This window comes from Bowmanella denitrificans (assembly GCF_002887595.1).
GTDB classification, from domain to species: domain Bacteria; phylum Pseudomonadota; class Gammaproteobacteria; order Enterobacterales; family Alteromonadaceae; genus Bowmanella; species Bowmanella denitrificans.
The window spans coordinates 1-12,458 of record NZ_PEBU01000019.1 but is presented as its reverse complement, the minus strand read 5'-3'; the positions used below and the strand labels follow the sequence as shown (position 1 = coordinate 12,458).

Genomic DNA, 12,458 nt, shown 5'->3' with positions numbered 1-12,458 from the left:
TTTCACACTCGTTAAATACTGCGCAGGTAGGCTTAGTGCCGCTGTTGATGAAACAGCATACAGTATTGAAAGGATTTGTATATGCTAGTGCTCACGTTACTTTTTGCAGTTGTTATATTTTTGTTGTTGTATTCTCTGGCCCAGGACAAGGGCAAGAACACCAAGTACTTCCGCAACACGGATGACGCACTGAGTACTGAGGTGTCACTGAAAAAGAAACCCCTGCGGATGGGTGATTCGTTGTTTTAAGTTTTGATTCTGCCGGACGTTATTGTCCGGCAGACTTTCCTTCCCTGCTTACCCTGTTATCCTGACTTTCTGTCTTTTTCTATCACAAGGTTGACTGCATGCGATTTGGTGCAGGATTACTGGTCACCGCAGCCTTTATCGGCCCGGGTACTATTACCACGGCCAGTTTAGCCGGGGCCAATTACGGCTTCAGTCTGCTATGGGTGTTATTGTTTGCCATATTTGCCACCCTGATTTTGCAAAACATGGCCGCCAAGCTGGGGCTGGCGACAGGTAAAGGTCTGGCCGAATCCCTGCGCGAGCAGCTTCCATTCAGACCCGCGCGAATAATCAGCACCGTACTGGTGATCAGTGCCATTGGTGTAGGTAGTGCTGCCTATGAGGCCGGTAACCTGACTGGCGCCGCCCTGGGCATGAACGCGATGTTTGCTGGCCCGTTAAAGATTTGGGCGGTGTTGCTGGCACTGTTGGCGGGATTGCTGCTATACAGCGGCAAGTATGTTGTGCTGGAAAGAGCGTTGATTCTGTTAGTGGCAATTATGAGCCTGGTCTTTATTACTACCATGCTGTTGTCCAAACCCGATCCTGTCGCAATGTTTAGTGGGTTATTGCAGCCAAGGATTCCCGACGGTTCATTGATCACATTGCTGGCACTGGTTGGCACGACGATTGTGCCTTATAACCTGTTTTTACATGCCAGTCTGATGGCCAAGCGCAGCACACCAGACTGGCAACAGGCGTTACCGGCCATGAAGCTGGACAGTGGCCTGTCAATTGGTCTGGGTGGACTGGTCACGCTGGCCATTGTAGCAACGGCCAGCGCCGCTTTTTTTGGTCAGGAAATGGCCAAAGGCCCACTCAATGCCGCCAGTATGGCAAACCAACTGGAGCCGCTTCTGGGGCCGGCAGCCCAGTACTTTTTTGCCACCGGTCTGTTTGCAGCAGGCTTGACCAGCGCCATTACCGCGCCCCTGGCGGGTGCTTTTGCGGTATGCGGCATGTTGGGTTGGTCAACCGCATTGGATTCAAAACCCTTTCGCCTGGTGTGGCTGACGATTTTAATATGTGGTGTATTGGGTGCCAGCCTGTCGCTTAGCCCATTGGCATTGATTCTGTTTGCTCAGGCCACCAATGGCCTGCTGTTACCAATAATAGCCTTATACCTGCTGTGGTTGATGAACCGCAAAACGTTATTGGGTGACTACACTAACACCTTTGCCACCAACATTATGGCCGGCGCTGTTGTGTTGTTTCTGTTTTGTCTGAGCGGCTACAGACTGTATTCCTTGCTGTAATCAAAGCAGCACCAGATCGTCCCGATGTATTGCCACATCGTGGCTGGCATACCCCAGCAGGGCTTCCACCTGCTGGCTCTGGGCACCTTTGATGCTAGTTAAATCATCAGCGTCAAACAGGCTCAGGCCGATAGCAAGCAATTCCGAATCATGCCAAATCTCCAGGGCATCCCCTGCTGCAAAATGACCTTCCACCGATAAGATGCCTACCGGCAACAACGACGCGCCCCGGGTCACCAGGGCTTGCCTCGCGCCTGAATCTATCTGTAATTTGCCTTTCGCTTTGAGGCTGTGGCGTAGCCATTGTTTCTTGGCCTTACTGCGCGACAATGCAGGGTGAAATAAGGTGCCTGGCACTTGCCCCTGACCTAAGGCGGCATAAGAGCTGGTCTTATGGCCATTAACAATCAGAGTCTGAATACCATTGGCACTGGCTTTTTTAGCTGCCTGGAGTTTAGTCAGCATACCGCCGGTTCCGACAGTGGAACCACTGCCACCGGCCAGTGCCATAATATCCCGGCTAATGTCACTCACCGATGTAAGCAGCTGGGCACCAGGATTTTTACGTGGGTCAGCATCGTAAAGCCCATCCACATCAGTACAGATCATCAGGGTGTCGGCTTCTGCCACCAGTGCTACCAGTGCACCTAAGTTATCATTATCGCCAAACTTCAACTCCTCGGTGGCCACCGAGTCATTCTCATTAACAATAGGTATTATCTGATGGGCCAGTAGTTCGCGTAATGTGCTTTTGATATTCAGATATCTGTCGCGATCGCGAATATCGCCATGAGTCAGAAGAATCTGCGCGGTAGGAAAGTCAAACAAGCGTGCCCAGTTAGCCATCATTCGGGTTTGCCCCACCGCCGCCATCGCCTGCTTTTGCGCCAGGGTCGGCTTTCCATCAATCGGCATAGCGTTGCGGCCAGCGGCCACCGCACCGGATGACACCAGCACCACTTCTTTGCCCTGGCGGCGACTGGCATTAATAAACTGTGCCAGCGCCAGTAAATGCTCGGTACGACAACCCTGTCCATCCGGTGCAATCAGTGCACTGCCAACCTTGATAACCGCACGCTGCCAGGTGAAAGAATTGGGTTGCTCGATACTGTGACTCATAGGTCTGTCCGGATTAACTTTGAGATATGACGAGGGTGCGCATAAAATACGTTGCTTATTCGGTCAAAGGCAATATCAAATGTGGCGAATTTTCATAGGTTTGTTGTCGATAATTGGTTATACCGTCAACACCTTGGTGTGGTTTATTCCCATCATGCTGTTTTCTGTGCTGAAACTTATACCCTTGGCCAGTTGGCAGCGCCTGGTCAGTCGCATTCTGGACGGTTGTGCATCGGCTTGGGTCAGAGTCAACAGCCTGAACCAGAATCTGTGCAGTAAGGTTGATTGGGATGTTCAGGGACTGGACAACCTCAAGCGCAGGGAATGGTATCTGGTGATTGCCAACCACCAGTCCTGGGTAGACATTCTGGTATTGCAACGCATTTTCAGTGGGCGCATCCCTTTTCTCAAATTTTTCCTCAAAAAAGAGCTGATTTGGGTTCCTGTGCTGGGACTGGCGTGGTGGGCGTTAGACTTTCCGTTTATGCAAAGGTACAAGAAAGCCTTTTTGGAAAAGCACCCGCATTTAAAAGGCAAAGATTTGGAAACCACTAAGCGCGCCTGCGAAAAATTTCGCCACAAGCCTGTGAGCATCATGAACTTTGTTGAAGGTACCCGGCTGACAAGAAATAAACAGCAAGCCCAGCAAAGTCCATTTCAGCACTTGCTTACGCCAAGAGCCGGTGGCATTGCTTTTGTGCTGAACGCGATGGGCGACAAGCTGCATCAATTGTTGGATGTGACTATTCACTATCCACAAGGTGTGCCCAGTTTCTGGGACTTTGTTTGCGGTAAGGTCAAACAGATTCAAGTCAGGGTGAGTATTATGTCGCTGGATAATCTGATGTCAGCCAGCTATTTTGACAACCCTGAACAACGTCAGCAATTTCAGCAATGGCTGAACAGCAGGTGGCAACTTAAAGACGATACCATCAAGCAACTTGTTATGGAGCGCCAATGCTGAGCCGCCTGCCTGGTTTTGTGATTTTACCAATCCATGCTGTGCTGCAGATTCTGAACCTGGGGTGGTGGGGTTCCCTGATCATTTTACTCGGCCTGCTTAAGCTTATCAGCCCCTTCAGTTGGTTGACCTTAAACCTCAACAGGATGCTGAATAGTGCCTTGAGTGGCTTCGCCCTTTGTGCTGTGGGCCTGATCAACCTGTTCAACAATGTAGAATGGGATTACCAGATCGAAGGCGATTTGCAAAAGCATAGCTGGTATCTGGTGATGGCCAATCATATCAGCTGGCTGGATATTATTTTGCTGATGCACTTTTCCTGCGGGCGTATTCCTGCCTCCAAGTTTTTTATTAAGCAGGAACTGATTTGGATGCCTTTTATTGGCCTTGGTGCCTGGGCGCTGGATATGCCCTTTATGCGACGTTACAGTGCTGACTTTTTAAGCCGGCACCCACATCTAAAAGGCAAAGATCTGGAAGCAACACGACGCTCCTGTGAAAAGTTCCGTACTATCCCCACCACGGTGATCAACTTTGTGGAAGGCACCCGCTTTACAGAGCAAAAGCAGCGAGCTAAAAACAGCCCCTACAACCATTTACTCACCCCTAAGGCTGGCGGCGTGGCCTTTACCCTGGCCAGCATGGGTGAATTATTCAGTCATATTATTGATGTGACCCTGCTCTACCCCCAGAACCGGCGGCATGTCATGATGGATATGCTCAGCGGCCGTCTGACAAAAGTGGTATTGCGCGCCAGGGCCATTCCCTTGCAGTCTGCATTGCTTGGCGACTACCAGGCGGATCAGCAATTCCGCGAGAACTTTCAGCTTTGGCTAAATGGTCTTTGGCAAAGCAAGGACAGTCTTATACAAAAACTAATGGATGCTAATTAAGTGACAGAAAAACCAACGCAAATCAGCCAGCTTATCCTGGACAGCATCAGCGAGTGGGGGCTGGATCTCAGTTCTGCCTCCCCCTTGTTTACCTTGTTCTCTCTGCTGATTCTGCTGGGGCTTTGCTGGTTGGCGTTCAAGGTGACCCGACGCTTGTTCAGCGGCAAGCTGACCCGTTTTATCCTGGCAACCAAGGCCACCTGGGATGACGAGCTGCAGCGGCATAACTTCTTTAAGCGCGGTGCGCATCTGGTGCCGGGCGTACTGCTCTATTTGCTCAGTCCGTTGCTGTTTGCCCATACCCCGATGCTGTTGGTGTTGCTGCAGAAATTGGCATTCATTTATATCCTGCTGACAGCGGTGATGTTGCTGAGCGCCATTCTGAATACCATTGAAGATATCTATGAAGCATCCAGACTGTCTCAACGGGTACCCATTACCGGTTTTATCCAGGTGGGCAAGCTGGTACTGGCGTTAATCGCCGTGATTCTGATCGTGTCCAACCTGCTGGAAAAGTCACCGGTATTAATTATTTCCGGCCTGGGTGCCGCCGCTGCCATTTTGCTGTTGGTCTTTCGCGATACCATATTAGGCTTTGTGGCTGGTGTGCAGATTGTTGCCAATCGTATGGTGAACAACGGCGACTGGATTGAATTGCCTAAGTACGGCGCCGACGGCACGGTACTGGAGCTGGGGCTGACCACGGTTAAAGTTCGCAACTGGGACAACACCATCTCCACTGTCCCCACTTATGCCCTGATTGGCGACTCAGTGAAAAACTGGCGTGGCATGCAAGAATCTGGTGGTAGAAGAATTAAGCGCGCCATCAATATTGATATACAAAGCATTAAATTCTGTGATCAGGACATGCTGGATAACTGGGAAAAAATTCGTTTTATCAAAGATTATATCAGCGAGAAAAAGCGAGAGCTGGCCAAGTACCATCAGGACAACAGTATCACCGAACAAGACCTGCTGAACGCCAGACGTTTAACCAATATAGGCACCTTTCGCGCTTACATGGTCAGGTATTTGCAGCATCATCCCAAACTTAATCAGGATATGACCCTGATGGTGCGCCAACTGGCCCCTACTGAGCTGGGCCTGCCGATGGAAGTCTACTGTTTTAGCGCAGATAAGAACTGGGTGAGTTATGAGGGAATTCAGTCGGATATTTTCGATCACTTCCTGGCCATGCTGCCGGCTTTCGGTCTGCGTGCTTACCAGCGAGTCAGTGACCGACCCAGCAATCACAATTAAACACCACCGGTTGTCGTTGGTTCTGTCAGGCTAAGCGACCGTTGGCCTTGACTGGTTTGTCTGCTGCTGTAATTTGTGTAGTGAAGGGTAATAATTTCAAGACCTTATACAAAGAACCGGAGGCAGATGAGCCCTATGCTAAAAACCACTATCATTTTTTTTGCTGCTTTTCTGCTGCTGGCTTGTCAGCCAGAGCAGATAAAACAACAGGATACCGCCTCTTACTCCACCGGCAGCCAGGGTAAACAAGTACAATTGGTTCCCTACCCCGCCATGGTAAAGCCCGGTTCCGGTCAACTCACTCTGCCCAATACTGTCACTGTCAGTGCCTCGCCCGATGCTCCGGACAGCCTCGCGGCCCTCAGTGAGCTACTGGCTCAACTAGAGGTAAGTCAAAGCACAAATGACAACGCTATCATCAGGCTGGTGATTGATCCCAACCTCAGTCTGGGTGAAGAAGGCTATCAATTGGCAATTGAAGAAAATATAACCATTAAAGCGGCCACAGATACCGGGCTTTTTTATGGAGTACAGAGCCTGCGCCAGTTACTGCCGGCCGTGCCACAGGCAAGCTACACACTTCCACAGGTATTTATCACTGACCAGCCACAGTATGCCTGGCGTGGCAGCATGCTGGATGTAGCACGCAATTTCTTTAGCCTGGACTACCTGAAACAGCATGTGGATCGCATGGCCGCCTTCAAACTGAATAAACTGCACCTGCATCTTACCGATGATCAGGGCTGGCGATTGGAGATTAAGAGCTGGCCGAAGCTCGCTACAGTTGGAGGGTCAACGCAGGCGGGCGGTGGCCCTGGTGGTTACTACACACAGGAACAAATGCGGGAACTGGTGGATTATGCCGCGCGCAGACAGGTTGAAATTATCCCGGAAATCGATCTTCCCGGTCACACTCAGGCAGCTATCGCATCCTACAACGAACTGGCCTGCGACTATGTGGTTAACAGCCCGGCACAGAATCAGTGCACAGATGTGACCGGTGCAGCCCGTTTGGCGCTTTATGAAGGCACATGCGTGGGCTTCAGCGCCTTATGTACCAGCGAAAAACCCGACCTGACATACCAGTTTGTGCGGGATGTACTGACAGAAGTGGCTGCCATCTTTCCGACTAAATATCTGCACATTGGCGGGGACGAAGTATTAAACGAAGAAAAGGCCAGCTTTGCCGGCTTTATCACCGAAGTAGACCGTATCGTTGCCTCTCTCGACCGGGAACTATTGGCCTGGGAAGAAGCTTCTGTTGGGGATATACGCGCGTCCTCCTTGTTGCAACTGTGGAACGATCAATACTACATCCAACCCGCCCTGGATAAAGGCATTCATCTGGTTCTGTCGCCTTGTAGTTATACCTATCTGGATCACGGCAATTACGACGGTCAGCCCAATACTTATACCTGGTGTGCCAAGCAGGGCATTCCTCTGGAGAGAGTATACAGTCTGACCCCGGAGGATTATCCTCAGGCCGTCGGGGTGGAAGGTCCGATGTGGTCAGAACTGGTCAGGGACAGTGCCACGGCCGATAACCGTATGTGGCCACGCCTGACCGCCATTGCTGAAGTGGCCTGGACACCAAAACAACAGCGTAATTATACGGCTTTTACCAAACGCCTTTCAGCCTTGCAGGGGCATCTTGACGGCCTGCAAATACAATATTACCCGGAGCCAGATGTAAACTGGCAGTAATGGAGCCCTTTTTAAACGGGGACAATAGCTAAGTGCAGGGAAGCAATTACCTATTTAAGCAAAATTGGTATGATAAGGCATTCGTGCCTAGATTTACCTCAGAGGGGAGCCATGTCCAAAACAGATGATATGCCCAGCATCCAGCTGGAACAGGAAGACAGAGAGGCTTACCTGCATAAACGCAGCAAGCAGCCCAAAGATGAAAAAGCCAATACGGTAGAGGTTGCTGCACCGGCGGGGAAAAGTGCTGCCGGGCGTGGCCTGGTATTTTTCGTACTGCTGCTGGCATTAGCAGCATTGGCAGGCAATGGCTGGCTGTATCAGCAACTTCAGCTTGAGAAACAGCATTTGCAAAGTGCCAGTGCCCGCATTGAAGACCTGGAAGGCAAACTTTCGGCGACGGGCGAAGAAATGGGCGAATCGACGGTGGCGTTGCAGGCCAAGCTCAAAGCCGTGACAGAAAAAACCGACGAACTCTGGCAGCAAATGGATAAACTCTGGGCCTCAGCCTGGCGTAAAAACCAAGCGGAAATCAAAGACTTGTCCACCAGCCTGAGCACATTGGAAAAGCAGCAACAAGGCACGCTTGAAAAGACCCGCTTGCTGGAGTCGGACATTTCTCTGGGTACCACCAGATTGGCAGCCATTGAGGAACAATTCAGTAAACTGCAAAACAGTCATGATACCTTGCATACCAGTCTGATGAAGCTGAGCTCGGCACAGCCTAAATTCAACAGTCAACTGGATGAGCTAAAAGGTAAACTGCGTGACAGTCAGCAGCATATTCAGGATCTGGGTTTGCGTATCACTCAGTTGGAAAACTTAATCCAGGGCCCAACAGCGGCCGTATCTCCAGATCCGCTGAGCACAAGCGGCGGGTAATGGTTACAAATACAAGACTAATGCCGTTCATAGTGAACGGCATTTTTGTTTAGAGGGACGTTAAAAAGGCATGGGATAGCGCTTTTGTACCTTATTAATAGCCGCCATTTGTTCATCACTGAGGGGAATCGAAAACGCCTGGATATCTTCCTGTAATTGCGCCAGGCTGGTAGCGCCAATGATGGTCGATGTCACACCATCCACCTGATGACACCAGGCTAGCGCCAACTGACTTGGGGTGATGGCATAAGAGGCTGCCAGCTCTACATATTCTGCAATCGCAGCTCTGGACTGCTCAGTGTCCCTGAATAAGCCGTTTCGCTGCATCAGTGTCCAGCGACTTCCTGATGGGCGCTGCCCCTTGAGATACTTACCACTTAACATACCCCCACCCAGTGGTGACCAGGGCAAATATGCCACATCTGCGTGCACACAGTGTTCAATCAGGTAAGGCCAGTCCTTAGTGTGCAACAAATTGAATTCATTCTGGATGGAGACCATGCGCGGTAAGTCATGTTTTTCGCTAAGACGCAGATATTCGCTTATGCCCCAGGTGGTATCGTCTGACAAACCACAGTGACGAATTTTTCCGGCTTGGATACAGCTCGCCAGTGCCTGCAGAATGTCCAGCATTTGGTCACTATGTTGTTCAGCATTCACTTCTGAAAATTTCAGTTTTCCAGGCCATTGTTTGCCAAAATGCGGGGTCGTACGATTTGGCCAGTGTAGCTGATATAAGTCGATGTAGTCTGTCTGCAGTCTTAGCAATGACGCATCCACAGCTTCTATAATGGCTCGTCCGCTGATATCGCCACCGCCGCGAATATAAGACAGGCCGTTACCTGCTATTTTGGTGGCAATCACCAGTTCCTGGCGCTTTGCCGAATGTCGCTTCAGCCAGTTACCCAAAATACGCTCTGTGCTGCCATAGGTTTCTGCAGTTGGCGGCACCGCATACATCTCAGCAGTATCAATAAAGTTGATGCCCTGTGCCACGGCGTAGTCTAACTGCTCATCAGCATCAGCCTGATTATTCTGTTTCCCCCAGGTCATGGTTCCCAGACACACTCTGGATACCTGAAGGTTGCTGCTGCCTAATCTGGTGAATTGCATTGTTTTCCTCTTTGCTTAGCCACCGCTTTACTCTGTGGCAATTCGAATAAAATCCAAGGGTAAATCTATTAATGTCGTGAATTTACAGACCAATGGCAGGGATAGCATTGAAGCCCTGAAGGATATAACATTTGTGTTTGTTTGCTTGCTTTCAACCCTATGCCCGCAGATCCAGCTCCGGACCTTAACCATCTCCCCATCGGCGTTTTCGACTCCGGCCTGGGAGGCCTGTCGGTATTGCAGGAAATCAGGCATCATTTGCCCGCCGAGCACCTGATTTATGTAGCTGATTCCGCCCATGCTCCTTATGGACGGCGATCCACACAGGACATTCTCAAGCGCTGTATTGTCATTCGGGATTTTCTTTATCATCAATCCTGTAAGGCCATGGTGGTGGCCTGCAATTCGGCCACTGCCATCTGTATTGACACCTTGAGAGCCACCAGTCCCTTCCCGGTCATTGGTATTGAGCCAGCTATTAAGCCAGCGGCTTTAGCCAGCAGCAGCGGCAAAATAGGTCTGCTGGCCACCCAGGCGACATTGGAAAGTAATAGATTCCAATCGCTTTTACAGGCTTGGGCTGGCCAATGCAAAGTCTTCGCTGTTCCCTGTCCGGGTTTTGTTGAGTGCATTGAGCGAGGCGATCTTAACGGTCCGCAAGTACGTGCACTGGCCAGCCCAGTTATTCAGGACATGCTGTGCCAGGGAGTTGATACCCTGGTGCTGGGTTGCACACATTACCCTTTCTTGATCCCATTACTTACAGACCTCAGCAATGGTCGGCTGAATATTATTAATCCGGCGCCAGCAGTTGCCAGACAATTGCAGCGTCGTTTGCATGACAACAACTTGCTGAATGTGAGCGGTAGTTCAGGACAAACCCACTTCTACTCCAGCAGTCTGACAGCACACACGGCATCCATCATTAGCCAACTGTGGGGGCAGCGAGCGGATGTTCAACTAATGCGCTGAGACATGCTGCTGCTCTCGCAAGCGCGCTAGTTCCTGTTTGGTTTCTTTAAGCTCTCTCTCCATTTCCAGGCGAGATTCCACCATCTCATTGGCAACTGCCGCCAGGGATCGAAATTCAGCAAATCCCAGTTTTCTCTCATCCAGGCGTTGATATTCCCGCTTACATCGATAAAAAAACTGAATAAATGCCGAGAAAGCCCGCTGAAAGGTAACAAAACTCTGTATTAATAACAGTAGTAAAGCGAACAATGTCATGCTCATAATTAGCATGCCGTTTCGTTCAACCTCGCGTTGCTGCTCTGCCAGTATGGGCTGCAAAGCCAGTTCCAAACGTGTGAGTCGTTGTTCCAGCAAATGAGCCTGAGCACGAAACTGACCTTTTAAACCTAGTTCATGGTTTAAGCCAATTTGCCGGTTAGACTCCACCAACTGTAAAAAGCCTTGCTGATAACGTTGTAAAAGAGGCACTAAAGCGTCGCGCGCGGCGCTTTGGCTAATGGCATATTCAAGCTGTTCATAAACAGCCTGCTGCCGCTGGGCATACTCCATGCGCTTACGTAACATAAAGTCTTTTTCGCTGCGCCGCATTTGCAATAACAATATCTGCCACTGTGCCTGATCACTCAATCGTGTTTCCAGTGCATGAATGGCCTGGCGAAAGCGTCCCTGCTCACCTTGTTGCTCATCAAAGCCAATACGTGATTGCAGCTCCACCAATTTGTCAAAACGCCTTTGATAGGCAAACAGAGCGTCCAACATGCCCTGCACTTGTTGTGCAGGCAACGTCAGTGTATTTATTTGCTCTGATAGCGCAGCAAGCTGCGCAGCCAGACTGGCCGCCCGTTCATTAAGTTGCTCCGCATAGCGCATGTCAAAACGCAACAAGAAGTCCTTCTCATGTCGGCGCATTTGCAATAACTCATTATTGAGTTGCAACAATTGCAGGCGTTGTTGATTCAGTTCAATCAGTCTTTGCGTTGAATGGAACTGGCTTATCATCAGCAACAGCATACCCAGCACACAAACCAGAATAATCAGCAGCAAGCGATACTTTATGGAATTTAACTTCATTAGTGGCCCCAAAACGCAACCCGCTACAGCTTAGCAGGCAATTATGAAGCTATAGTGGCGATCACCTCACATAGATATTGAAACTGACGGAAATGCGGGTCGCCTGGCTGCGATTAGGCATCACAGCGTGAGATACATGCGACCTGAACAGCATCAGCCGATTTTCTAGCGGTGTGTAGCTGGTTTCATAATTTTCAATACTGCCCTGAGGGTTGGGGACAGCCGTCTGCATATTGGGATGATAGAACTTGATATCTCCGCAACCTGGCGGGGCGGACAAATAAAACACCCCGCTAAGGAAAGAGGGATGAATAGCATGCACATGATTGTGCACTTCCTGGCTATCACCCGTAGCATAGAAGTTAAACCAGCTTTCACGCACTTCTACCCCCTGCGCCTGCGGATAGAGCTTACTCAGAAATGCGCCAGCATGTTTTACCAGATAATCATGGAACTGCTGTAACTGATACTTTTGGATAACCTGACGATGTTCCGGTTGCCTGGATTGAATATACGATCTTTCCAGGCTGTCACTTCTGCTCAGAATTTCTGCGTATTCCTTATCAACCACGGCCTGCAATTCATCCCGAATCGCAGCAATTTCCTGCAATTCAGGATCATGGTGATAGATGGCGGTTGGGAACCAAAGCTCAATTTTCATTTGTTTTATCAGGTCGTTCTGCTCTGTGCTGTTATTGATATTCACATACTTTCGGTATCAGCACGAACATCAATATAAGGCAGAGCAACAGCAGCGAAAGTTTGAACCGGCATAAAAGCTTATTTTATCTATTAGCGCTTTGGGCAATTACAAAAAAAGGCTCCCGAAGGAGCCTTTTCAATCATTTAAGCAATCAGAATTACTCAACGATTTTAGATACTACGCCAGCACCTACAGTACGACCACCTTCACGGATGGCGAAACGCAGACCTTCGTCC

At 50.0% G+C, this 12,458-nt stretch carries 12 protein-coding genes; 7 read left to right on the top strand and 5 right to left on the bottom strand.

The genetic code is table 11. The annotated features are described in order from the left end of the window. Positions 1-347 precede the first annotated feature (347 nt). Positions 348-1,544, top strand: coding sequence for an Nramp family divalent metal transporter (locus CSR04_RS23385; RefSeq protein ID WP_102798773.1), 1,197 nt, complete (start codon positions 348-350; stop codon positions 1,542-1,544). On the opposite strand, the gene proB is transcribed toward CSR04_RS23385, so the two are convergent. Continuing rightward, a complete protein-coding gene (gene proB / locus CSR04_RS23380; RefSeq protein WP_102798772.1) occupies positions 1,545-2,663 on the bottom strand; it encodes a glutamate 5-kinase in 1,119 nt (372 codons plus the stop codon). It abuts the gene before it with no gap. A 79-nt stretch (positions 2,664-2,742) separates the two neighbouring features. On the opposite strand from proB, the gene CSR04_RS23375 reads away from it, so the two are divergent. From CSR04_RS23375 to CSR04_RS23355, 5 genes are all read left to right on the top strand, one after another. Next, complete coding sequence (locus CSR04_RS23375) at positions 2,743-3,627, top strand: acyltransferase (protein WP_102798771.1); 885 nt, start codon at positions 2,743-2,745, stop codon at positions 3,625-3,627. Continuing rightward, a complete protein-coding gene (locus CSR04_RS23370) occupies positions 3,621-4,517 on the top strand; it encodes an acyltransferase (protein WP_102798770.1) in 897 nt (298 codons plus the stop codon). Before CSR04_RS23375 ends, CSR04_RS23370 begins: the two co-directional genes overlap by 7 nt. After that, complete coding sequence (locus CSR04_RS23365) at positions 4,518-5,777, top strand: mechanosensitive ion channel family protein (RefSeq protein ID WP_425427719.1); 1,260 nt, start codon at positions 4,518-4,520, stop codon at positions 5,775-5,777. 126 nt (positions 5,778-5,903) lie between these two features. After that, positions 5,904-7,481 carry a beta-N-acetylhexosaminidase gene (locus tag CSR04_RS23360; protein ID WP_102798769.1) on the top strand — a complete coding sequence of 526 codons (1,578 nt, stop codon included), beginning with the start codon at positions 5,904-5,906 and terminating at the stop codon, positions 7,479-7,481. A 111-nt stretch (positions 7,482-7,592) separates the two neighbouring features. Continuing rightward, positions 7,593-8,363, top strand: a complete 771-nt coding sequence (locus CSR04_RS23355) for a hypothetical protein (RefSeq protein ID WP_102798768.1) — start codon at positions 7,593-7,595, stop codon at positions 8,361-8,363. Positions 8,364-8,423: 60 nt separating this feature from the next. Here the strand turns inward: CSR04_RS23355 and CSR04_RS23350 are convergent, their stop codons facing one another. Further along, positions 8,424-9,476: an aldo/keto reductase gene (locus CSR04_RS23350; protein WP_102798767.1), complete on the bottom strand. Its 1,053-nt coding sequence runs from the start codon at positions 9,474-9,476 to the stop codon at positions 8,424-8,426. A 159-nt stretch (positions 9,477-9,635) separates the two neighbouring features. Between CSR04_RS23350 and murI the strand changes: the two genes are divergently transcribed. Beyond that, positions 9,636-10,448, top strand: coding sequence for a glutamate racemase (gene murI, locus CSR04_RS23345; protein WP_102798813.1), 813 nt, complete (start codon positions 9,636-9,638; stop codon positions 10,446-10,448). Here the strand turns inward: murI and CSR04_RS23340 are convergent. The 3 genes from CSR04_RS23340 to CSR04_RS23330 form a co-directional block, all read right to left on the bottom strand. Continuing rightward, a complete protein-coding gene (locus tag CSR04_RS23340) occupies positions 10,437-11,519 on the bottom strand; it encodes a hypothetical protein (RefSeq protein WP_102798766.1) in 1,083 nt (360 codons plus the stop codon). The two genes, murI and CSR04_RS23340, sit on opposite strands and share 12 nt — an antisense overlap. Before the next feature lie 61 nt (positions 11,520-11,580). Next, on the bottom strand, positions 11,581-12,225 hold the full coding sequence (locus tag CSR04_RS23335; protein WP_102798765.1) for a TIGR02466 family protein: 645 nt from the start codon (positions 12,223-12,225) through the stop codon (positions 11,581-11,583). A gap of 154 nt (positions 12,226-12,379) precedes the next feature. Further along, positions 12,380-12,458 (bottom strand): EF-Tu C-terminal domain-related protein (locus CSR04_RS23330; RefSeq protein ID WP_216362623.1); only part of this gene is annotated, 79 nt, incomplete at its 5' end.

What these genes read in the sequence shown, in the direction of transcription:
- CSR04_RS23385 (WP_102798773.1), top strand. Translation starts at nt 348, where the DNA reads ATGCGATTTGGTGCAGGATTACTGGTCACCGCAGCCTTTATCGGCCCG.
- proB (WP_102798772.1), bottom strand. Translation starts at nt 2,663, where the DNA reads ATGAGTCACAGTATCGAGCAACCCAATTCTTTCACCTGGCAGCGTGCG.
- CSR04_RS23375 (WP_102798771.1), top strand. Translation starts at nt 2,743, where the DNA reads ATGTGGCGAATTTTCATAGGTTTGTTGTCGATAATTGGTTATACCGTC.
- CSR04_RS23370 (WP_102798770.1), top strand. Translation starts at nt 3,621, where the DNA reads ATGCTGAGCCGCCTGCCTGGTTTTGTGATTTTACCAATCCATGCTGTG.
- CSR04_RS23360 (WP_102798769.1), top strand. Translation starts at nt 5,904, where the DNA reads ATGAGCCCTATGCTAAAAACCACTATCATTTTTTTTGCTGCTTTTCTG.
- CSR04_RS23355 (WP_102798768.1), top strand. Translation starts at nt 7,593, where the DNA reads ATGTCCAAAACAGATGATATGCCCAGCATCCAGCTGGAACAGGAAGAC.
- CSR04_RS23350 (WP_102798767.1), bottom strand. Translation starts at nt 9,476, where the DNA reads ATGCAATTCACCAGATTAGGCAGCAGCAACCTTCAGGTATCCAGAGTG.
- murI (WP_102798813.1), top strand. Translation starts at nt 9,636, where the DNA reads ATGCCCGCAGATCCAGCTCCGGACCTTAACCATCTCCCCATCGGCGTT.
- CSR04_RS23340 (WP_102798766.1), bottom strand. Translation starts at nt 11,519, where the DNA reads ATGAAGTTAAATTCCATAAAGTATCGCTTGCTGCTGATTATTCTGGTT.